The sequence below is a fragment of the Bacillus sp. FJAT-25509 genome (assembly GCF_001420605.1).
Taxonomy (GTDB): Bacteria; Bacillota; Bacilli; order Bacillales; family Bacillaceae_G; genus Gottfriedia.
In genome coordinates, this window is record NZ_LJIZ01000026.1 from 1 (window position 1) to 23,567 (window position 23,567).

The following is a 23,567-nucleotide window of genomic DNA, read 5'->3' on the forward strand; positions in this document are numbered from 1 at the left end:
ATCGCCAACATTTGCTCCAATTTCAGCGAAAATTTGTTCAGCCATTCTTGTGGCAATTCCTGGAATAGAATCGAGTCGTTTTATATCTTTTTGATTTGAACTTACTCGAGTTGCGATTTCTTTATCTAACATATCTATTTGTTCACTTAGAAAATCAATATGGGTTAAAATCGTTTTTATCATCAGTGCTATTCTTCAATAACGAAGAATAGCTTTTTTTATTCTACAAAATGGCAGGATAGTTGCTTAAGAATTAGGTACATCAATTAATAATTAGATAAATTTCGGTAATATTTCCTTAACTTTTTCTAGTAATATCTCTTAGATTTTAATGGTGATTTTTAACTGTTTGTCCAAAAGATTACAAAGTAAAAAAGGGCAAGAGTACCATTCAAATACAACTGACAAGCCATAAAATATTAATGTAGTCGTGGTGGACTTTGTAAAGGTAATAAGGCAAAGAAATCCCTTCTCTGTATAAATAGAAATGGAGGAGTTTCATTGAGTAAGGACAAGCATAAAGATTGTGAATGTAAGGAAAAGCATAATGAGGATAAATGTCATGGCTGTCATAAGTGTTCTTGTAGTTGCTGTTGTGTAGGGCCAAGAGGGCCAAGAGGTAAGGAAGGCGAGAGAGGTAAGCGTGGAGCTACTGGTGCTACTGGCCCGGCAGGTGCAACGGGAGCTACTGGCCCGGCAGGTGCAACGGGTGCAACAGGACCAAGAGGTACAACAGGGTCAGGCTCAAGTTTCATTTATTTCAGTTCAGATCAATCAGTTCCAAATAATAATTTTATTGGGCAAGGAACTTCTTCTTCGATGTTTGACCGAAATACGATTGTGATTCCACAAGCAGGAGTAATTACAGGAATTATTTTCAGTATTCGAGATAACACTTTAGCTTTAGGTGAAACGGCAACAGCGGAAATTTATATCAGTACAAACTGCGCTCAAACTGCAATGGCTACAGGTGTCATTGCAACAGTAGATGGGCCAAATCCTCCGTTTTGTTGTGGAATGTCACCAGCTGCAAATCTAATCGTGAATCCGTGTGATTTAATCTCTGTACGCATTACAACAGGTGACGGTGCATTTCCAAATGGTGTAGCAGCGACAGTTTTTTATACGACAACGTAAGTAAGCTAGGACCTTAAATTGATATTATCCCCTTCTAGTAGACACACAAAAAAGCCCGTCCGATAATAAGGATAGGTAGTCTACTATTAGGGGATTTTATTTTGTCTATAATTAATCTTACGTCTAAAAAATATTCTGAGGAATTTAAACTTAAAGCCGTAAAACTATAACTTGAAGGAGATAAAAGTTATAAAACAGTTGCCCTTTTTTAGATGAATAAGTTGATTGGAACGAAAGGATGATCGACTCCTATGGGAGATGCAGGAAGGGTGAGACCCCGCAGGAACGAGGAGGCTCAGCTCGTGCCCCGTGGAATGCGAGCATTCTGTAGTGGAAATCAACAGGAAATTACTTATTTAATTGACAACTACTTTTCCATTTAGTGAAGTAGTTTTTTTATTTATTCAAAGAATAGTTTATTAGAATTACATTAAGCATCATTAGGAACAAATTAGTAAAAAAATAATTATAAGATGAACAGTCAAATTATTACAAAAAATACTAGTTAGAATCATTTATTATTATTGAATAAATAGTTATATGTGATAATGTTAACAGTAAGGATATCTATTTAGAAATACGGCTTAAGGAGAGATTCATATTTAAATGAACGTTTTTGACTTAAAGGCTTTTTTTACAGAAGAACATTTTTTACATCTCATTCAACAGTACAAAGACTATGGTCCATTAGTTGGAATATCAATCCCTTTTATTGAAGCAATTTGTCCAATTTTACCTTTAGTCATTTTTGTATTTGCTAATGCTGCAGCATTTGGGCCTTTATTAGGTTTTTTATATTCATGGATTGGTTCTTGCTTAGGTTCCATTTTACTATTCTATGTTGTTAGAAAATTTGGTCAGAAACGATTTTTTTCATTTGTAAGTAAGCATAAGAAAGTAGAATCTTCAATAGGGTGGATTGAAAAAAGGGGATTTGGCCCTATTTTTATTATGTTTGCATTTCCGTTTTCACCATCTTTTTTAATAAATATTGTAGCTGGTCTGTCACGTATTAAAATATCACAATTTCTAATCGCATTAGTACTTGGAAAGTTTACTATGATTGCCATGATTAGTTATTTAGGGAAAGATTTAACTTCAGTGTTTCAAAACCCGATTAAAGCAGTGTACATAGGAATTTTTATATTCGTATTATGGATTGTTGGGAAAGTGATTGAGAAACGTATGGACATCAAAGAAAAAACACCAGAGAAAAAGAGAGCGCCTCAATCATCTGATGAGCAATAAAGCATTATTACTCAAAAGGGAGAGAGCAACTTTATGCTAAGAAAAGAAGTATTTGACTGGGGAAAAGCGATCATTATTGGGATCGCAATTGCTTTTATTGTAAGAACGTTCTTATTTTCTACATATGTAGTTGATGGGGAATCTATGATGCCAACATTAAAGGATGGAAACTTACTAGTTATAAATAAATTTGGATATGAGATTGGTGATATTAACAGATTTGACGTAATTGTATTTCATGCAAATAAGAAAGAAGATTATGTTAAGCGTGTGATTGGCTTACCTGGAGATTCAATTGAATATAAAGATGATCAGCTTTATGTTAACGATAAAAAATGGAATGAACCATATTTAAATGATTACAAGAGTTCTTTAAAAGGAACAGCTTTTACACCTGATTTTAATTTAAACGAAGTTACAGGTAAAACGAAAGTTCCACCAGGTTATGTTTTTGTTGAAGGGGACAATCGACCAAAAAGTTATGACAGTCGTTTGTTTGGATTTGTAAAAATTGATAAAATTGTAGGGAAGGTCGACCTACTTTATTGGCCAATTTCAAGTTTGAATACGAATTTTAACAAATAAGCTCCTTATGGGGGCTTTTCTTATTAATTACACATTTATTATTCTAATACTTTAAGGAGGGAGCTAGTTAATGTCGTTTCAATTTATATTAGGACGTGCAGGAAGTGGAAAAACGCATCATATTTTAAATGAAATTACAAATAGATTAAAAAATGAAACAAAAAATATCATCTTTATTGTACCTGATCAAATGACCTTTCAGATGGAATATGAATTAGTTAGAAGGCAGGAAAAGAAGGCGATTATTAATTCCCAAGTTTTTAGTTTTACTCGATTAGCTTGGAAGGTTTTACAAGAAACAGGTGGAATAAGTCGGATTCATATTGGTGAAATTGGAATTTCTATGATTCTTCGAAAGATTATTGAAGAAAAGAAAGAAGAATTGAAAGTATTTCATCACGTTGCTGATCGACAAGGATTTTATAAGGAACTAACAGGTCTTATTGCTGAGTTTAAAGGTTTTCAAGTTTCTTCAGATGAATTATCTTCTGTTATTTTACAAATGGAGCAAAATTCATCAAAGGATCATATCTTTATTCAACAAAAGATAAATGATATTCAAATAGTGTTTGATGCTTTTAATACATATATGAAAGATAAATACCTTGATTCGGAAGACTATTTAAATTTGTTGATTCAAGAATTACCTAAAAGTGACTATATAAAAGACAGTATTATTTATATTGATGGATATTATGACTTAGCACCTCAAGAGCGAAATGTAGTTGAGGAGCTAATGAGATATTGTAGTGAGGTAAATTTCTCTCTAACAATTGACCGACCATATGATGATTTTTTACCACATGAATTGAATTTATTTTATAAACCAGCGCTTCTATATCAACAAATTAAAGAGATAGCTTTAAATACAAAGCAAACAATAGAGGAACCGGTTATTTGTCATCATAACTTTAGAAATCAATCGAATGATTTGAAGTATTTCGAAACAAATTTTGATAACAGGCCAGTTAAGCCTTCGTTTGAATCAGATGGAATTAAGATTATGTCGGCATCTAATCGTCGGGCTGAAGTAAATGGGATTGCGAAAGATATTATTCATAAGGTACGTGAACAAGGATACCGATATCGTGATATAGCAATTTTCTTAAGAAATGGAGATTCATATTCACATTTGATATCAACTATTTTTCATGCGTATGAAATACCAATTTTCATAGAAGAAAAGCGTTCAATGCTAACGCATCCATTATTTACGTTTTTACAAGCTACTTTCGATATCATTCAAAAAAATTGGAGATATGAATCAGTTTTCAATGCATATAAAACAGAATTAGTTTATCCATTTGAAAGTAATCGTGATCAGAATCGTGAACAGCTTGAGTTATTTGAGAATTATTGCATAGCGTATGGTAAGCAAGGAAAAAGGTGGACGATTAAAGAACCATGGAAGTACCGAAAGTATCGCTCAACTGAAGGTATTGATAGAGGGATAACAAATGAAGAGTTAGAATTCGAGGCGTTAATTAATTCGGTAAGAGATTTATTAGTAAAGCCAATTCTTACATTTCAAAGCAATCTAAAGCGAGCAAAAAATGCAAGAGAAATGTGTGTAGCATTGTATGAATTTGTTGAATCACTAGATATTTCAAGGAAGCTCCAACGTTTAAAGGATGATGCTGAAAATCGATCCAATTTAATTGAAAGCAAAGATCACGAGCAAGTTTGGAAAGGGTTTATTCAACTTTTAGATGAATGCGTTGAATTAATTGGAGAAGAAAAGCTGTCACGTAAAACATTTTTTGAAATTCTTCAAACTGGTTTTCAATCACTTGAATTTGCGAATGTTCCTGCATCATTAGATCAAGTAAACATAGCTGATTTTGATCATTCAAGATTACAAAATGTAAAGTGTGCTTATATCATTGGTGTAAATGAAGGGGTTATACCAAGGAAGGCCAATGAAGATGGGCTATTAGGCGACACTGCTCGAGAGTTTTTACAATCATTTGGAGTGGAAGTAGCACCAACAAGCAAGCACCAATTATTTGTAGAAAATTTTAATATCTATACTGGAATTAATCGAGCAAGTCATGAGTTAATCATTAGTTATCCGTTAGCAAGTGATGATGGGAAAAGTCTTGCCCCATCAAGTCTCATTCAAAGAATAAAATCGATTTTTCCAAATATACAGCAAAGATTTGAAAGTGGAGATTTAACATTTAGTTCTGTAGAAGAACAACTAACATCTATTACAAATTATGGTACAGCATTAACGAATTTAGTGTCTCAGCTTCAAGTTTGGTCGACTAAGGAAACTGAAACGAATATGGATTTATGGTGGACGCTTTATAATGTTTTACGAGAAAATACTGATTCAAAAGATAAACTGTATAAAGTGATAAGTAGCGTAATGTATAACAATGTTGCGAAAGATCTTGGAGAAGATTTAAGTACAGAATTATATGGGGAAGAATTGAGTGGATCGGTATCACGAATTGAGCTTTTCCATCAATGCGCATATGCCCATTTTGCACGTTATGGACTAAAGCTACAAGAACGTGAAATTTATAAGTTTGAATCATTTGATATGGGTCAATTATTCCATAGTGCTTTAACAATTATTGGAGAGAATCTTTTACAGGCCGGGAAAAGCTGGAGTAGTTTAACGAATTCAGAATGTGATGAATTAGCAGCAAAAGTAGTAGACGAAATCTCTCCAAAGTTTCAACGTGAGATTTTGTTAAGTACGAATCGATATATGTTTTTAAAGAAAAAAATGAAGGATGTTATTGCTAAAGTATCCTCAATTTTAAGTCAACAAGAACATTCAGGTAAATTTGTCCCTGTTGCTTTAGAAGTACCATTTGGTATGGGTAAACAGTTGAATTCTTATGAACTTCCGATTGATGGAAAGAGAAGAATGGTATTAAATGGCCGAATTGACCGAATTGATAAAGCTACAAGTGAAAAAGGCGATTACCTTCGAATTTTGGATTATAAATCAACAAAAAAGGAATTAAAATTATCAGATGTTTACTATGGACTTGCTTTACAGTTACTAACTTATTTAGATATAGCTGTAGCAAATTCAACAACTTTACTTGGAAAACACGCGGACCCGGCTGGCATTCTGTATTTCCATGTTCAAAATCCGATTGTTAAAGTTAAAAATAATATCGAATTCGATGAAATTCAGGATGAGATCTTTAAAAAGTTTAAAATGAATGGATTACTATTAGAAGATCGTGAAAGTAATACGTTAATGGATGAAGCATTAATTCAAGATGGAAGCTCTTCAAAAATTGTGCCGATTAGGCTTAAAAAAACCGGAGAGTATATGGCGAAATATTCAAAAACGGTAAAGCCTGAACAATACCCAATGATGACGAATTATATAAAGCAAAAATTTACTGAAGCTGGTCAGCAAATATACAACGGTTTTGTAGAAGCAAATCCATATCAGCAAAAGGATAAAATACCATGTACATATTGCTCGTACCAATCAGTATGTCAATTTGATGCGAATGTAAAAGGAAATGAATATCGTGTTCTACCTCCTTTAGAAGATAGCGAAGCACTACAAAAAATGATAGAGGTGGTGAATAAAGATGAGTAAAGAAGAAAATAACGCAAGTAAAACAACATGGACAGTCGACCAGCAAAAAGCGATCGATTTCGAAGGGTCAGATATTCTTGTAGCCGCTGCCGCTGGTTCTGGAAAGACGGCTGTTCTTGTTGAACGAATTATTCAAAAAATCATTCGCGATGAAAATCCAATAAATGTTGATGAATTACTAGTAGTTACTTTTACAAAAGCAAGTGCCCAGGAAATGAAAGAAAGGATTGGTATTGCATTAGAGAAACAACTTGTAAATAATCCTGAATCTGATCATTTAAGGAAACAAGCTTCTTTATTAAATAAAGCTTCAATCTCAACTATTCACTCTTTTTGTACTGAAGTCATTCGATCAAATTACTATATGGTAGAATTAGATCCGAACTTCCGTACTGCAGAAGAAATTGAGATTCAATTACTGATGGATGAAGTGTTAGAAGAGTTGATGGAGTCAGAATACAGTGATGAATCTAATTTAGTCTTCTTTGATTTAGTTGATCGATATACTAGTGATCGAGATGATAATGATTTACCAAAATTAATATTAAAGCTATATCGTCACGCAATTTCTAACCCAAATCCAAGTGAGTTTTTAAATGCGTTCATTCATCAATATAATGTAGTAGGTAAACCAGTTGATGAGATTCCTTTTATTCAAGAGCTTAAGAAATTTATTCAAAATGATATGATTGCTTGTATAAACACTTATAAACAAGCTTTAGATATAATAGAAAGTCCTGATGGCCCAATTAAGTATGCTGAAGTGTTTAAAGAGGAGTATGGTAATTTAGAATGTTTATTCCATGCTTCAGAAAAATCATGGGAAGAAATTAATGTTGGTCTACAAAAAATAGTATTTAATCGATTGCCAACGATTAAGAAGACAGAGGGAGATCAACAGAAAAAGGAATTAGTAGCGAATTTCCGTAAAGATGTTAAAAAGAAGGTTGAAGATATAAGAGATAAGTATTTTAGTCGAAGTATTGACCTTCAATTAAAACAAATAAGTGAATTAAAGCCTTTGGTTGAAAAATTAATTGAACTTGTTAATCGTTTTATCGTGTTATTTAAACAAGCAAAATTGGAAAATGGAATTTTAGATTTCAATGATTTAGAACATTATGCACTTGAAATTTTAAAGGAAAAAAACGAGGAAGATTTATTACCTTCGTCAGTTGCGAGAGTTTACCAAGAAAAGTTTAGTGAAGTGCTAGTTGATGAATACCAAGATACGAACTATGTACAAGAATCGATTTTAAGATTAATCACAAAAGGCTCTGGTGCTTCTGGTAATCTTTTTATGGTTGGGGACGTAAAGCAATCTATTTATCGCTTTCGATTAGCAGAACCACAGCTATTTATAAATAAATACAATTTATACGAAAAAGAGAAAAATGAAAGAACTGGCTTGAGAATCGATTTATCTAAAAACTTTAGAAGTAGAGCGGAAGTATTAGATGCAACCAATTTTATTTTTCAACAAATCATGGGAAGAGAAATTGGTGGTATTGAGTATGATGAAGATGCAATGTTAAAGCTAGGTGCGAGCTATCCTGAATACTCAGATTGCGCTGCTGAATTAATCTTATTAACGAATTCGGATGAAGAAGAAAATGAGCCTGAGTACAGTGAACAAGATGATGATGATCTTGTTGAAGAAAAGCTTGAACAAATTGAGGCAAGGTACGTAGCGAGAAGAATAAAGGATTTAGTTGAAAGTGAATATTTAATAACGGAAAAGACTGGAGAAATGCGACCAGTAAAATATAATGATATTGCTATTTTAGGTCGTTCATTATCGAATGCTGATTTGTATATAGAAGAATGCAAAGCGTTAGGTATACCGCTATATGCTGAGAAATCAAAGGACTTATTTCAAACAATTGAAGTTGCCGTCTTTTTAAATTTATTAAAGTTAATCGATAATACGATTCAAGATATCCCGCTTGCATCTGTCTTACGTTCTCCAATTGTAGGTCTTTCGGAACCGGAATTAACGATGATTAGACTAAATCATAAAAATGGATCTTTTTACGATGCATGCCAGGATTATCTAAATAATTATGAAAACCGACATAAACAACTTTCAATTAAATTAGTAAATTTCTTTGCACAAATAAAGGAATGGAAACGACTCGTTAAAAGAGAGACACTTTCAATCTTTATTTGGAAGGTATTAAAGGAATCTACATACTATGACTTTGTCGGAGGATTACCAGGAGGTAAACAAAGGCAAGCAAATTTAATTACGATATTTGATCGTGCTAAAGCATTAGAAGAATCAAATTATAGAAGTCTATTTCAGTTTTTAAGATTTTTAGATCGTATGCAAGAAAGAGATGAAAAGCTAGATGAGGTTCGTATTTTAAGTGATCAAGAAAATGTCGTTCAAATGATGACAATCCATAAAAGTAAGGGATTAGAGTTTCCTATCGTGTTTGTCGTGAATACTTCTAAGCAATTTAATATGCAAGATTTAAGGGCAAAATTCATTTTACAAAAGGAATTAGGTCTAGGAATGAATTTTGTACATCCTGCGTATCGTACGACTAATTCAACTCTTTTGAAGGAAACAATCAAGCGCAAGGAACAAGAAGAGTTAATTTCGGAAGAGTTACGAATTCTTTATGTTGCATTAACTCGTGCAAGAGAAAAGCTTATTTTAGTAGGTAAAGTAAATGATGCACAAAAAATGATTGAAAGTTGGAAGGAAGTTGAAAACCATAAAGAGTGGCTTTTGCCATTAAATGTTATTAGTGGTGCTAAAAGTTATCTTGATTGGATTGGTCCTTCGATCATTCGTCATGATTCTAGTAATGCAATTAGACTTGAAGATGATTTGTGGCACACAAAAAATGAAATTCAGTTTTACCCATGTCGCTGGAATTATTCAATTGTAGATGCTTCTACAATTCAATTATTGGAAGCTGAGGAAGTAGAAAATAATAAAGTCGAAGTATTTCAAGCTTTTCAGTTAAAGGAACCGATTCAAATTAATCATGAAGAGCTTCATGAAAAACTAGAGAATCAATTAAACTGGCAATATCATCATAGACAATCTACTCTATATCGACCAAAACAATCTGTTACAGAATTAAAAAGAAAAATGCAAGAGGAGGATCCATATAGTCAAAGTTTTACAGCGACTAAAACAAAAGATTTTCCACTTGAAAGACCGAAATTTATGTCAGAACAAAAAATGAACTCAGCTGAAAAAGGGACTGCTACCCATGCTGTTATGCAAAATTTAGATTATCAATATGTCTCATCTCATGACGACATCATAAATCAGATAAATCGTATGGTGTTAAAAGAATTAATTACCCAAGAGCAAGGAGAAGCGGTAAATAGCTTGGAGATATTTGATTTCTGTCAGTCAAAGCTTGGCCAATTAGTGACAAACTCAAATCAAAATCTACGCGAAGTACCTTTTAGTTATGGGGTTTCAACAAATGAAATTTATAAAGATTGGGAAGATGAAGAGGAAGTCGTATTAATCCAAGGGATCATTGACTTACTTTTAATTGATGGAGACGAGGTTATCTTAATTGATTATAAAACCGATCGAACTGGTGCGTTTGCAACAAGCGATGCCTTGAAGCAAGAAGCCATTAGAAGATATGGTGTTCAACTCGATCTTTATTCAAAGGCAATTGAAGCGGGGATGGATAAACTAGTTAAAGCTAAGTATCTATACTTTTTCGATGGTGGTCATATTGTAGAGTTATAAAAAAAGCGATGCATTTGCATCGCTTTTTTTTGTGTACTAAAGAGTTGCAACTTCGTTTTGATCTACTAAATCAGCATCTAAAGTATTAGTGGCACTTGCACCATTTAATGCTACTGGTAGGAATCCTGTATTACCTGAACCTGAACCGAAATATGATTTCGTTTGAGTTTTTGGTGAGATATTATTAAGATCTCCTGTATTTATATTTCCTTCATTGCTTGTGATGACAATTGCACCAAGAAATGTTGGCATGAAGAATTCTCCTTTCCTAATCGGATAATGGTGGTTTCTTTGATTCTGTTAATCGTCCTGCTACCGCCGGCACTGCCGGAACAACTGGGACATGTACTGCAGGTACGGGTGCAACTGGATGTGCTGCGACTGTTGCTGTCGGTACGGCTATCTGTGACGGTGTTGTTGGTTGCATAAGTACATCTGATTGAACGGCTTGCATTGGCTGTGACATGAGTGGTTGCATTAACTGAGCAAAAGTAGGCTGTGTATGAACGCCTGGAGTTTGGTAGTGTAATGTAGGTGGTGTGATAAAATGCCGTATTTGGTGTACACGCGATAACATAAAAGCATTATAAATTGAGCCAATAATGGAAGCGCTGGCTGAGCTTATACCATTATAATTAACTGAACCAACTTGGATTGTAGGGTTAAGATTTACTCGGTTTAATTTAACGTTCGGAACATAAGGAAGATGTTTTGGCATTGCTTTATAAAGAGGATAAGTTTCAAAAACATCTTTGCCTGGTTCAGTTAATACGTTTCCTTGTTCCTGTAGCGCGAGAGCATTTGACTCTGCACTCATTGATAATGCATCCCCAAACTGCAAAACGCTTGAAAATAGTACTGTATTTACATTGTAACTTTCTAAGGCGGCTAAACGAAATCTTGGATCAATTTTAAACATTAGCTTACAGATAAAGGTACAAAAGGTCCTACAATTAACGATTCTGGTGGTGTGTCAAATATAGAGGATAGTGAAATATTATGAGCATCGCCAATTATAAATAATGAAGATGATGAAATAGCCGTAAATTTTATTTCTTCTACTTGTAAATTACAATTTGTTACATTTAAATTCATCCTTTATTCTCCTTTCCGATATTATGCGGTAAGTTTTGTAAAAAGGCACTATAGGCAGTTCGAATATCATTTAACATGTGTAAAACGACTTCTTCAGAATATCTTAGAGGATTATCAGCGAAGTTTGGTTTATTCTTATATAAATCAATATAGTAAGGAATCCTGATATCCATTTGATTTCGAATATCATCGATCATCATTTGACGATAATAATCATCTACTGACACTCTAAGCTCTGTTTCTAATTGGAGAATGGTTTCTAGCGCTTCTTCCTTTAAATGGAAATGGATTCGGTCTTCTATATATGATTTCAAAGCTTTCATGTGATTGTCAGGTTTAATATCAATTTGTTGGTTTTCCACGGTTAAATCATCGAATGTTGGGGCTTGAAGAGGATTCAGCCCGATTGTTAACGTACCATTTAAATTTTCTACTTTTAATTGATCAAATTTATATTCGATTTTATCAATTTTTGTCTCAGGTCTTTGAGAAAGTTCAATAACAGTAACTTCAAGTTGAGCTATTTTAGCTTTTAATTCTTCAATTATTTGGGACTGCTCATATAGTAATTGCTCAATTTGATTCTGTCTTAATTCTAGCTGATTCATAGAATTCCCTCGCTTTCACTTTGCTACAGGAATAAGATTATGTCTCTTGCGAAGTTTGAACGATTTGACCTGGTTCAGTAAGTGGTGGTGCTGGTTCTAAATAATCTCCAGTATTATTCGTTATCGTTCTTGCATTTATATTTCCTGTTGTACCAATTTGAAAAACAGATGAGTTTACGATCCCACCAGTTTTTAGCTGATTAATAATAATTGTTTGATGTATATATATATTCAAACGACACCCTCCTTTACATGTTGCCAACCATTGGTTGATCCACTTGATCTTGATCATATACGGTCGAAATACTTTTATTGTTATAAACTGTTACGTTATCACCTGTATTAAACGAACCAGCACCGGCATAAGTTTGAGCATTACTTTTAGGCATGATATTATATGCGTCACCCACGTTAACTACAGCGCTGCTACCGATACTGACAATATTTATTACTCCAACATAAGCAGGCATGACTGCACACCCTTTGTTCTTTTATGATTATGTATTATATGGCCATTTACCCCAAAACGTGATTGTAGACTATATATTGTTAATAAGTATTAAGTTTTAAATAGGAAGAAAAGGGGAAGGGGCATAAAAAAAGAGATGAGATCTCGTATTCTATAACAAAAAAAATACTAGCTGCAATTAGAATAAACTAATCGCAAGCTAGCTATTAGGCTCTCCTTTTAGAAGAGGTAAAGGTCGAGATCATATTCATGAGCCTGTCCAATTCCTGGCTACATAAAACTGTTTTTTTGTTCGTAAAACCATATCGTCCCGCATAATATACCATTCGGGCTCGTTTTTTCTCTATAACATGAAGCAGCAATTTAGTCACCAACTTTGTTCAAGAATAGGGAATTATGTCTAGGTCTCACGATGTATGTAATGCTATTATACAAAATCATTTTCATATGAGAAGACATTCGCTAAAAGAAGTGTAAAACTTACAAAATACTACAATATTCAGCTGCATTCAATCTTGTGATAGTGGAAATTGAAAGGTTTTTGTAGGATAAACTAGACGAAGTGTCGAATCGTAAGGAGCTATAGTTGATATTGAATTTATTTTCGACAGTAGATTACAATCCTAGATTAATATAATTTATGATTTTTAAAAATGAATATTTTGTCATGCTTTTTATAACGGTTAATAGGTATAAAATCATAGCATATATTTTGAACAATTTGTGAATTTTTTAAAATCTTTTCCATTTCCAATTCATCTAGATTTTTCCTTATTCAAGCACTTATGTTATGATTATTGAGAATATATAATTGGGAGGAAATGAAATGATTCACTTACATATTACAGCGTGGGTAATCGCTATTATCTTAGCTTTAATTGTTGGGCATGGATACAAAAATGGTTGGAATGTGAAAGTTGCCCATATGATTTTACGTCTTTTATACTTCGTTATATTAGGAACTGGACTGTATTTATTTATTCATATTTCGAATAAAGAAAATATGCCTTCTAATATGATGATGCTTTATAACATAAAAATGACACTTGGTATTCTTATGTTAGGTGTGTTTGAATATTTCACTGTGTCTTCTAAGAAGCACCGTAAAATGGTTGTTCCTGCAACAATTTTTACAGTATTTATTTTAGCTTTATTATATTTAGGATTTAGATTGCCACAAGGTTTACACTTCTTTGCTTAATAAAAAAACTGTCACAATTTTCTTGTGGCAGTTTTTTGTATTTATGAAAGTTGTGTTAATAGGTAGCGGTTACCTGTTGCTTTCGTAAGTTCAAATCGATGGTTTTGTTCTTCAGATGAAATTCTAAATTGGTGATATACTGAACAAACAAGTTCTCCATTATCAAATACGATGAAATTTACTCCATCTGAAGGTGAACCCTCAGGTTGAAATGAAAGAAAGTTATGACAGTACAAGCAATCGTATAGGGAAAAACTATGTGTATTCAGTAGGTAAGCTAAAGTATAAAATGATTCATCGCTCAAATTTTTCAAGAGTGAATCGAAGCTATATAAAAGCTTTCTTTGAATACGAAGAATATCGCCATTTTGTAATTTTTTCTTTTTGGAATACTGAATAAGAAAATTACCATTTTTTAAAGAAGCAGGTACCCACTCTTCATTTATAGAAACTTCAAAATCTTCATCGACAAGATCCTCAAGTAAAAAAGCCTCATCAGTTTCATCATCGAAAAAGACCCATTCATCATTTATTTCTTCAATTGCTCCAATAGTGAAAGCGCGAGGTTGCTTTTGAAATAATTGTGATCGGTGCTTAAATTGCATTAAGTAACCTCCAGTTACAAGCGTTCTGCTGTTCATTGTTTATTTAGGTAGGTTCAGGTGAAAAGTAGTGATTCGGACATTTTATTGAATCATAAAATTAAGTATCTAATAGAATCTTTTTTTCGTTCGAACCTTTTTTTGAAACTCGAATATTGTTTTAAATGGATTAAAAATTTTACTCTATTTTCCGACCGGTATTAGGATTTATAAATCAGACTAGCTGCGTTTATTTCGATTTTAATAAAGCTGCTACTTTTTTCATTTATTGACATAACTTAACTATTTTATAACTATGCAAAAATTTAAAAAATGTATGGACAAATAATGATAAGTTTCTAACTTTTTTTGCGGATTAACGCACCTATTTTTAAAAACAATAATACGATATAGAATTAACTTTAGTTTTATAGGGAAATAGCCCAGAAAGGAGAATAAAACATGTGCGGTATAACTGGGTGGGCAGATTTTCAAAATGATTTATCTAATGTAAATTCAGTGACAAAAAAAATGGCTGAAACATTGTCTAAACGAGGTCCAGATGATACGAATGTTTGGTCTTCGAATCATTGTAGTTTTGGCCACAAAAGGTTAGTTGTAGTTGATCCAGTAGGCGGAAAACAACCGATGCGTAAAACGAATGGTAACCTCACGTATACGCTTTGCTACAATGGTGAGTTGTATAATACAGAGGATCTTAGAAAAGAACTTCTAAAAAGAGGCTACACGTTTCAAGGGCATTCAGATACTGAGGTTCTACTAACAAGCTATATTGAGTGGAAGGAAGCTTGTGTAGACAAATTTAATGGAATATTTGCTTTTGCAATATGGGATGAAGAAAAGGAAAGTTTGTTCATTGCAAGAGATCGTTTAGGTGTTAAACCTCTATTTTATAAAGAAGATTATAAAAGATTATTATTTGCTTCAGAAGTAAAGGCGATTTTAGCAAACCCTGGGGTAAAGGCTGAATTAACTGAAGAAGGGCTCTCAGAAGTATTCGGACTTGGTCCATCTCGTACGCCTGGAAATGGTGTTTTTGATGGAATTAAAGAACTCCGTGGTGGTCATGCAATGACATTCTCAAGAAATGGACTTAAAATATGGAAATATTGGGATGTTAAAAGCGATATACACACGGATTCAGTTGATGAAACCATTGAAAAAGTACGTTTTTATGTTGAAGATGCAATCGTAAGACAATTAGTTTCTGATGTCCCTTTATGTACGTTTTTATCAGGTGGAGTGGATTCTAGTGCGATTACAGCCATCGCAGCAAATCATTACGCTAAAGAAGGAAAAGGACAATTAACCACATATTCAATCGATTATGAGGAAAATGATAAATACTTCACATCAAGTGTATTCCAACCGAATTCAGATGCACCATGGATTGAGTTAATGTCTTCAACATTTAATACGAATCATCAAAGATGTGTCATTACAAACGAAGAGCTAGTTCAATATTTAGACGAGGCTACGGAGTGTCGTGATCTTCCGGGAATGGCGGATGTTGATTCTTCATTATTATGGTTTTGTCAAAAAATTAAACAGAACTTTGTAGTAGGTTTATCAGGAGAATGTGCTGATGAAATTTTTGGTGGATATCCTTGGTTTCACCGAGAAGACGACTTGAATAGACCAGCGTTTCCTTGGATGAGATCAACAGAACTTCGTCAAAAGCTTTTAAAAGACGAATGGAGTAAGAAGCTGAATTTAGCTCAGTACGTTCAAGATCGATACAACGAGACTGTAAAAGAAACGCCAATCCTTGAAGGAGAAAGTCCATTAGAAGCTAAAAGAAGACAACTGTTTTATTTAAACCGCCAATGGTTTATGGCGCAATTATTAGATCGAAAAGATCGGATGAGTATGGGAGCGAGTCTTGAAGTGCGTGTTCCTTTTGCAGATCACCGACTTGTCGAATATGTATGGAATATCCCTTGGGAGCTTAAAATGTATGGTGATCGCGAAAAAGGTATCTTAAGAAAGTCACTTGAAGGTCTGTTACCAAATGATATCCTATACCGCAAAAAAAGCCCATATCCAAAGACGCATAATCCAGTATATACAAAATTAGTTGTTCAAAAATTAAAAGAAGCTTTAAAAGATAAAAGCTCAGCACTTTACGAGTTTCTTGATAAAGAGCAATTAAATAGTTTAGTTGAAAGTGAAGGAAAGGCATTTCAAGTTCCGTGGTACGGACAATTAATGTCTGGACCTCAATTACTAGCTCATTTATACCAAATTCATGTTTGGTTTAAAAAATTCAATATTAATGTGAAAGCTTAAAGTATAGGGGTGATCTTTTTCACCTCTTTTTTGTTTTTGATTAAATAAAGAAGCTTGAGCGGAGTGTGGAACTGCAATTTAATGAGAATTGCAAAAAAGAATGAGAATCGCAATTAAAAACGTAGAATCGCAAATAAATCAGGGATAATAAAAGCAAATGTCATATTCTTTGGGATAGTAGATGATATTCAATAAAAAATATAAGAATATAATTCAGATTCAACTGCTAGATAGAAAAAACAGCCACTTTTTCCGAAAAATCGTTTTGGTAAGACGGGGCATTCTTTAAAATTCTATCGAACAGTTTCACCAAGCATATATTGATAAGTTTCATAGCTGTATTAGTCTTAAGTCTCATCTATGAAAATGTAATATAATTAATCAATAAAAAACCTAGCCATGTAGAATGACTAGGTTTTAAAAATCTAATAATCATTTTGTAATGCGTCTCTTCCTTCTTCCCCAGTGCGAATTTTAATCGCGTTTTCAATAGGATATACAAATATTTTTCCATCCCCAGGTTTTCCGGTTTTTAAAACTCTTTTTGCTTCATCGATTATAGATTGAACAGGTACATCACATACGACTATTTCAACCTTAATTTTTTCATGTAAATTGATCGTTCGTTTTTTCCCTCGATACACTTCTGTATAGCCTGATTGCATTCCACAGCCTAAAACGTTCGTTACGGTCATTCCAGTGATTCCTACTTTTGAAAGGGCATCCTTTAAAATATCAAATTTATCTGGCCGAGTAATGATTTCAATTTTCGTTAATTTTGCTGTCATTTTTATCCCTCCTTAAATACTTGCGTCGTGATATGCTTTTTCTCCATGTATGCTTAAGTCAAGGCCGAGGTTTTCTTCCTCTTGATCGACACGAATGCTGATGAAAAAGCCTATAACTTTCACAATTAAAAAGGTAATAATTCCTGCAAAAAGATAGGTTGCACAGATAGCGAGTAGTTGTTTCCAAAGAAGTGATATGTCACCGTAAAAAAGTCCGTTTGCACCAGCACTATTTACTGATTTTGTAGCGAATAATCCTGTTGCAATAGCTCCCCATGTCCCTCCGATTCCGTGACAACCGAATGCATCTAATGCATCATCATATCCGAATTTGTATTTTAAGTATGTTACTGCTAAAAAGCATATGACGCCACCTAAAAATCCAATCACGATTGATGAGAGAGGAGTGACGAATCCGCAAGCAGGTGTAATTGCAACTAATCCAGCTACGGCACCACTAACTCCACCTAAAATAGTCGGTTTTTTATTTACATACCATTCAACAAGTACCCAAGCAACTGAAGCTGCAGCAGCTGCAGTATTTGTATTAATGAATGCAGTTAATGCTACTTCATTTAATGTTAAAGCACTACCAACATTAAATCCGAACCATCCAAACCATAATAGTCCAGCACCTAATACAGTTAGTGGTAAATGATGAGGTGATGTAGAGCCAAAATCTCGTCTTTTACCAAGAAGTAGAGCTAGAACTAAACCTGAAACACCGGAGGAAATATGGACGACTGTTCCACCGGCGAAGTCTAATGCACCTAGATTACGAAGCCAGCCATCTACGCCCCAAACCCAGTGAGCTAATGGATCGTAAACAAATGTCGTCCATAAAAGAGTGAATAATAGAAATGCTGAAAATTTCATGCGCTCGGCGAAGGCACCTGATATAAGAGCAGGAGTTAAAATTGCAAACATTAGCTGGAACATCATGAAAAGATTATGAGGGACTGTTGCGCTGTAGTTTTCATTTGGAGTAAAACCAACATCCTTTAAAGCTGCCCAAGAAAAGTTACCAATCAAATGATGAAAATCTGGACCGAATGCTAAAGAGTAACCAATTAACACCCACTGGATTGATACAATTGCCATAGCAGAATAGCTATGCATTGTAGTACTTAAAACGTTTTTACTTTTAACCATGCCGCCGTAAAAAAGTGCTAAACCAGGTGTCATGATCATGACTAAAACAGTTGAAATAAAAAGAAATACACTATCCGCAGCTTGAATACCGTTCATCTTCATTCCCCATTTCCTTAATGTTAGTTTTTGTAACATCAAATGTTATATAAGTTATCATATTCAAAATATATGCAAAATTCAATAATAATTTCACGGAAAATCGAAAAAAATATATAAAATAATTATGAAAACGCTAACATATATCTGATTTGTTAGAAAATCTAACATAACGTAAATGAGTGAATAAAAATACAGACTCACATAAATGAGTCTGTATCTTCAATTTGCAAAATTAAAAAGTCGGTTTCTAGTAGATCAACACCAATTGAATCAGATTCAGTTGCAAACTGTTCGCCATTCCATACATTTGTAATTCTTTTCTTACCTAAATTTATTGGTGCTTGAACTGACTGTTTTTCGCTTGAGTTATTAATTATGATTAAAAAATGAAAATGATTATTCTTCCTTTCATACATAACAATGTCAGGTTGGTCAGTTTGTACCCAATTAAACTCACCGTCATTTTCTAAAACTGAGTATTTATTTCTTATAGAAATCAATTTTTTGATTGAATCAAAGATACTTAAATTAAATTGTGTTTTGTCCCAAAGCATACAGCTTCGACATTCAGGGTCATTTCCACCTTGTAGACCAATTTCATCTCCGTAGTAGATACATGGAGTTCCAAAGAAAGTAAATAAAAAAACATATAATAGGATCACTCTTTTTTCATTTTGATTACATTGTGTCAGTATTCTTGGTGTATCATGTGAACCTAATACATTGAAGAGTGCTTTGATTACAGGTAATGGGTACTGAGCGATTAAATCGTTAATCGAATATTGAAATTGTATCTTTGAAATCGTTTGATAACCGAAATAAGCAAAAAGTGATTTCATTAGAGGATAATTCATAACAGAATCGAATTCGTCACCTCTTAGCCATGGCATTGCATGGTGCCAAATCTCACCTACAATAAATAAATCCTTTTTTAGTTCCTTCATTTTTTTATTAAATAGTTTCCAAAAATAATGATCGATTTCGTTTGCTACATCTAAACGCCAGCCATCAATATTAAATTCTTTTATCCAATAAGAACCTATTTCGATTAAAAAATTCTGTACTTCTTTATTTTCTGTATTCAATTTTGGCATTTCCTTTACAAATGAAAAAGTTTCATATGCCAAGTTATTTTGTTCATCTTCAAAAAAGTGAAACCACTCAAAAAAGGCGGATTCCCTTCCGTTTTGCAAGGCATCCTGAAATGGGGGAAAGGATGCACTAGTGTGGTTAAATACTGCATCAAGCATTACTCGAATATTATTTTCATGACATTTTTCGATTAATATTTTTAAGACTTTTTCATCTCCAAAAGTAGGATCTATTCTAAAATAATTAATTGTATTATATTTATGATTAGAATTTGCTTCAAAAATAGGAGTTAAATAAATTCCAGATATTCCTAAATTTTTAAGATAATCTATTTTTTGTATAACACCTTCTAAATCACCACCAAAATAGCTTGAACTCGTTGGGAGAGTAGATCCCCACGGAGTAGAATTTTTAGGGTTATTCTTGTTATTTCCACTAGCAAAACGGTCGGGGAAAATTTGATACCAAGTCGTACTATTAATCCAACTTGGGGGCGAAATTAAATTGTTATTATGAAGAAATGGCAATGTAAAACAATTCGACTGATCATTGAGATTAAAATTGTTTGAAAATCCGCCCTCACCGTAAGATAGAGAATCTTGCTCATTTTTTAAAAGGAATTGATATTTCATTCGTTTATTCGGAGGGATCACATTTACTTCCCAGTAGTCAAATAGTTCTGTGGAAAATGCAAGATACATGGAGAGTGATGATTCAATTTGCCAACCTGAATCATTAAATTTGAATGGATCTCCGAAATAAAAAATAATTTCTGTGCAATCACCTTTTTTTGTTCGAATTCTTATACGATAGGTTTTATCATCTATTGAAAAAGCATATTGATCATATGGCTGATGATATATTGATTCAATTTGCATGATCCCACCCTTTATTTTTTAGTAAAATGTTATTATTAATGTCTATAAGGAATTAACTTGCTATCTAATTTAGTAACAGTATAATTAAATAGTGTGTGCAATCGCTTCCATTTTTATGAAATTTAAATTAACATTTGAATTTCATTGTAATATTTTGCAAAATAATGTAGAGAGTGAAATTTATGTACATGCGAGTGTCTTGCAGGGGGAGAAAAAATGAGGCGATTTGGTTTATTAATACTAGCGTCTGTACTATTTTTTAGTACATTACCAAGTATTAGTTTTGCAGAAAAAAAGACAACAGATTTAAAAAAAGAAATGATTTATCGAATTTTAGTTGATCGTTTTTTTGATGGTAATCCTATGAATGATAAAAATACAGACCCGAAAGATTTAAACAAATCTCAGGGTGGGGATTTAGATGGTATTACCCAAAAATTAGATTATCTTAAGGATTTTGGATATAATGCTATTTCGATTTCACCTATTTTTGAGAATGACGTAAATTCATATGATGGATTCTCCGTCGTTAATTTTAGAAAAATTGATCCAAGGTTCGGAACAAATAAAGACCTTCAGAAGTTGGTCAAAGAAGCGCATAAACGTAAAATAAAAGTTTATATTGATTTTGTTACAAATAATGCTTCGCCAAATAGTGAACTTGCTAAAAAAACGGATTGGTTTAATCCAGAAAATAGTACAAGTTCAGAAAAGAAATGGATAAATGGGTTACCTGATTTTAACCAAGATAACAATGAGGTAGCAAATTACTTAATCGAAACAGCTAAGTATTGGATGGATCAAGCTAATTTTGACGGATATAATTTACAAGAAGTAAATAATGTACCTGTTTCTTTTTGGAAATCATTTAACAATGAAATAAAAAAGAAAAATCCAAACTTCATCTTATTTGCTGATTTAAATGCTTCAAGTGAAATAGATCTAAATAAATATAAAAATTTAGGTTTTAATGGGATTTATAATGTAGATTCTGTAGATGATTTGGCAAATTCATTTTCTTCACAAAATCAATCTTTAACTGACATAATGAAGCTACAAGTGGATTTAAGTAAGCAGTTAGGCTCGACATTAATGATTAACTATTTAGATGATGAAATGACTAAGCGCTTTGTTTCATTAGCCGTAGAAAAAGGTGAGTATCCACCTTCAAGATTAAAGTTGGCACTTGCTTATTTATTTACAACACCAGGAATCCCATTGACTTATTATGGGACAGAAATTGCACTAAATGGTGGAAACATCCCTGATAATCGAAAAGGAATGGATTTCCGTACTGATGAAGATTTTTCAAAATATATTAAAAAACTGACTGAATTAAGAAGAACTTTACCGTCTCTTTCTGAAGGGGATTTTGAAGTGCTTTATGATGATTCTAAAGGTATGACTTTAATTAAGAGACATTATAATGATGAAACTACGATCGTTGCAATAAATAATACTTCTCTTGATCAAAAGGTTCATTTAGATTTTGATGTCATTAAAAAATCTAATGAATTAAGAGGTATGTTAAGTGATGATTTGGTTCGTCCAAATAAAAAAGGATTCGATATAGTCCTTAAAAGAGAATCTTCAAATGTTTATGCAGTTGCACCTAAAACTAGTTTAAACATTGGCGTGATTATTGCAATACCATCCATTTTTGTTGCGTTTATCATCTTTTTATGGTTTGCAAGAAGACGTAATAATGAGGTTAAATAAATACTAGTTTGCTTAAGCTTAGAATACTTGAAATGATTGAAATGATTGCTGTCTTTTTTAGTATTCTAAGCAAATTAGAAGAGATTGAATCCACTAGATTCCAGTAAAATAAACGGGACATCGCCTTGTGAAGGAAGATGTGGATTTTATCAAGAATCAATAATCTTTTAAATAGAGTCTACATCTAAAGAGAAAATGATAACGTTTACATTCATTCGTAAATAAGGGGAATTAAAATGACGATTACAATTAAGGATGTTGCGAAGAAAGCGAATGTAGCGCCTTCAACGGTGTCTCGAGTTATCTCAAACAACCCAAGAATTAGTGAAAAAACAAAGAGGAAAGTTAGAAAAGTAATGGATGAACTAAATTATCATCCTAATTTAAATGCAAGGTCGTTGGCTAATCGATCTACGAAATCGATTGGATTAGTTTTGCCACCAGCATTAGATACATCATTTCATAATCCTTTTTTTGCAGAAGTGATTAGAGGTGTGACAGCGTATTCGAATCAAAAAGATTACTCTCTTTATTTTATTACAGGAAACAATGAAGATGAAGTTGAGCAAACTGTGATTAAAACAATTAGGGGTAGAAGAGTCGACGGAATTATTCTACTTTACTCAAAGGAAAATGATAAGATTATCGATTATTTAAATGAAAATAATTTTCCTTTTGTATTAGTAGGGAAGCCTGTTCATTCAATGGATGATATAACGTATATTGACAATGATAATTATGCTGCTGCGAGAGATGTGACTAATTATTTAATTGATCTTGGACATCGACAAATTTCATTTGTTGGAGGAGACAGTAGTCTTCTAGTAACTCAAAACCGATTACGAGGATTCCAAGATTCAATGCAATTAAAAGGACTTTCTGTAAATGAAGAAGAAATTATATTTACATCATTTACGAGAGACGGTGGAAGGAAAGCAGTAAATCAAATGCTCGAACTTAAGGAGCTTCCGACTGCAATTGTTGTGACTGATGATGTATTAGCATTAGGAATTATAAGTGTATTAAGCGAACATAACATTTTAGTCCCAAATAATATTTCAATTATTAGCTTTAATAATGCAATTTTTGCAGAATTAGCAAATCCACCATTAACATCTGTAGATATTAATATTTATCAATTAGGCAATGAAGCAGCAAAAAATATTATTTCAAAAGTTGAAGAACCAGATGGTACTGAAAAAAGTATTATCGTTCCATATAAAATAGTAGTCCGTGATACATGTGTAAAGAATGAGAGATTAACGTTAGTAAGTGGTTAATTAAATTTATAAAAGTTA

The 23,567-nt window shown here is 32.9% G+C and carries 20 protein-coding genes and 1 pseudogene; 9 read left to right on the forward strand and 12 right to left on the reverse strand.

Annotation, left to right across the window (positions count from 1 at the left end):
- A pseudogene (locus AN960_RS16235) lies at positions 1–183 on the reverse strand (IS110 family RNA-guided transposase); the annotation flags it as partial.
- 318 nt (positions 184–501) lie between these two features.
- On the opposite strand from AN960_RS16235, the gene AN960_RS25135 reads away from it, so the two are divergent.
- The 5 genes from AN960_RS25135 (at position 502) to addA (ending at position 10,277) form a co-directional block, all read left to right on the forward strand.
- Positions 502–1,137 carry a collagen-like protein gene (locus AN960_RS25135; RefSeq protein WP_056473563.1) on the forward strand — a complete coding sequence of 212 codons (636 nt, stop codon included), beginning with the start codon at positions 502–504 and terminating at the stop codon, positions 1,135–1,137.
- Between the two features lie 606 nt (positions 1,138–1,743).
- Entirely contained in the window at positions 1,744–2,385 is a 642-nt protein-coding gene (locus tag AN960_RS16245; protein WP_056473567.1) for a TVP38/TMEM64 family protein, read from the forward strand.
- A gap of 33 nt (positions 2,386–2,418) precedes the next feature.
- On the forward strand, positions 2,419–2,970 hold the full coding sequence (gene lepB, locus AN960_RS16250; RefSeq protein WP_056473570.1) for a signal peptidase I: 552 nt from the start codon (positions 2,419–2,421) through the stop codon (positions 2,968–2,970).
- 70 nt (positions 2,971–3,040) lie between these two features.
- Entirely contained in the window at positions 3,041–6,547 is a 3,507-nt protein-coding gene (addB, locus tag AN960_RS16255; protein WP_056473572.1) for a helicase-exonuclease AddAB subunit AddB, read from the forward strand.
- Positions 6,540–10,277 carry a helicase-exonuclease AddAB subunit AddA gene (addA, locus tag AN960_RS16260; protein WP_056473574.1) on the forward strand — a complete coding sequence of 1,246 codons (3,738 nt, stop codon included), beginning with the start codon at positions 6,540–6,542 and terminating at the stop codon, positions 10,275–10,277. Before addB ends, addA begins: the two co-directional genes overlap by 8 nt.
- A gap of 36 nt (positions 10,278–10,313) precedes the next feature.
- Here addA and AN960_RS16265 read toward each other — a convergent pair whose 3' ends face one another.
- From AN960_RS16265 to AN960_RS24105, 7 genes are all read right to left on the reverse strand, one after another.
- Positions 10,314–10,529, reverse strand: a complete 216-nt coding sequence (locus AN960_RS16265) for a spore germination protein (protein ID WP_056473576.1) — start codon at positions 10,527–10,529, stop codon at positions 10,314–10,316.
- 16 nt (positions 10,530–10,545) lie between these two features.
- Positions 10,546–11,196, reverse strand: a complete 651-nt coding sequence (locus tag AN960_RS16270) for a spore germination protein GerPE (protein ID WP_056473577.1) — start codon at positions 11,194–11,196, stop codon at positions 10,546–10,548.
- Entirely contained in the window at positions 11,196–11,372 is a 177-nt protein-coding gene (locus AN960_RS16275) for a spore germination protein GerPD (RefSeq protein ID WP_056473579.1), read from the reverse strand. Before AN960_RS16275 ends, AN960_RS16270 begins: the two co-directional genes overlap by 1 nt.
- Positions 11,369–11,980 (reverse strand): spore germination protein GerPC, encoded by a 612-nt coding sequence (gene gerPC, locus AN960_RS16280; protein WP_056473582.1) that lies wholly within the window; start codon positions 11,978–11,980, stop codon positions 11,369–11,371. The genes AN960_RS16275 and gerPC overlap by 4 nt, the downstream gene beginning before the upstream one ends.
- 37 nt (positions 11,981–12,017) lie before the next feature.
- Positions 12,018–12,215, reverse strand: a complete 198-nt coding sequence (locus AN960_RS16285; RefSeq protein WP_056473584.1) for a spore germination protein GerPB — start codon at positions 12,213–12,215, stop codon at positions 12,018–12,020.
- 13 nt (positions 12,216–12,228) lie between these two features.
- Positions 12,229–12,450, reverse strand: coding sequence for a spore germination protein (locus tag AN960_RS16290; RefSeq protein ID WP_056473587.1), 222 nt, complete (start codon positions 12,448–12,450; stop codon positions 12,229–12,231).
- A 205-nt stretch (positions 12,451–12,655) separates the two neighbouring features.
- Positions 12,656–12,811 carry an aspartyl-phosphate phosphatase Spo0E family protein gene (locus AN960_RS24105; RefSeq protein WP_088012099.1) on the reverse strand — a complete coding sequence of 52 codons (156 nt, stop codon included), beginning with the start codon at positions 12,809–12,811 and terminating at the stop codon, positions 12,656–12,658.
- A 464-nt stretch (positions 12,812–13,275) separates the two neighbouring features.
- On the opposite strand from AN960_RS24105, the gene AN960_RS16295 reads away from it, so the two are divergent.
- Positions 13,276–13,650 (forward strand): DUF1516 family protein, encoded by a 375-nt coding sequence (locus AN960_RS16295; RefSeq protein WP_056473589.1) that lies wholly within the window; start codon positions 13,276–13,278, stop codon positions 13,648–13,650.
- 41 nt (positions 13,651–13,691) lie between these two features.
- Here the strand turns inward: AN960_RS16295 and AN960_RS16300 are convergent, their stop codons facing one another.
- Positions 13,692–14,255, reverse strand: a complete 564-nt coding sequence (locus AN960_RS16300) for a DUF2777 family protein (RefSeq protein WP_056473591.1) — start codon at positions 14,253–14,255, stop codon at positions 13,692–13,694.
- Positions 14,256–14,693: 438 nt separating this feature from the next.
- Here AN960_RS16300 and asnB point away from each other — a divergent pair, with 438 nt between their 5' ends.
- Positions 14,694–16,541 carry an asparagine synthase (glutamine-hydrolyzing) gene (gene asnB, locus AN960_RS16305; RefSeq protein WP_056473593.1) on the forward strand — a complete coding sequence of 616 codons (1,848 nt, stop codon included), beginning with the start codon at positions 14,694–14,696 and terminating at the stop codon, positions 16,539–16,541.
- Positions 16,542–16,966: 425 nt separating this feature from the next.
- Here the strand turns inward: asnB and AN960_RS16310 are convergent, their stop codons facing one another.
- The 3 genes from AN960_RS16310 to AN960_RS16320 all read right to left on the reverse strand — a co-directional run bounded on the left by AN960_RS16310 (position 16,967) and on the right by AN960_RS16320 (position 20,550).
- Entirely contained in the window at positions 16,967–17,329 is a 363-nt protein-coding gene (locus AN960_RS16310) for a P-II family nitrogen regulator (RefSeq protein WP_056473594.1), read from the reverse strand.
- Between the two features lie 12 nt (positions 17,330–17,341).
- Entirely contained in the window at positions 17,342–18,568 is a 1,227-nt protein-coding gene (locus AN960_RS16315) for an ammonium transporter (RefSeq protein WP_156339718.1), read from the reverse strand.
- 209 nt (positions 18,569–18,777) lie between these two features.
- Complete coding sequence (locus tag AN960_RS16320; RefSeq protein WP_056473596.1) at positions 18,778–20,550, reverse strand: glycoside hydrolase family 13 protein; 1,773 nt, start codon at positions 20,548–20,550, stop codon at positions 18,778–18,780.
- 216 nt (positions 20,551–20,766) lie between these two features.
- Here AN960_RS16320 and AN960_RS16325 point away from each other — a divergent pair, with 216 nt between their 5' ends.
- Entirely contained in the window at positions 20,767–22,269 is a 1,503-nt protein-coding gene (locus AN960_RS16325; RefSeq protein ID WP_056473598.1) for an alpha-amylase family glycosyl hydrolase, read from the forward strand.
- 236 nt (positions 22,270–22,505) lie between these two features.
- On the forward strand, positions 22,506–23,549 hold the full coding sequence (locus AN960_RS16330) for a LacI family DNA-binding transcriptional regulator (RefSeq protein ID WP_056473600.1): 1,044 nt from the start codon (positions 22,506–22,508) through the stop codon (positions 23,547–23,549).
- Positions 23,550–23,567 lie beyond the last annotated feature (18 nt).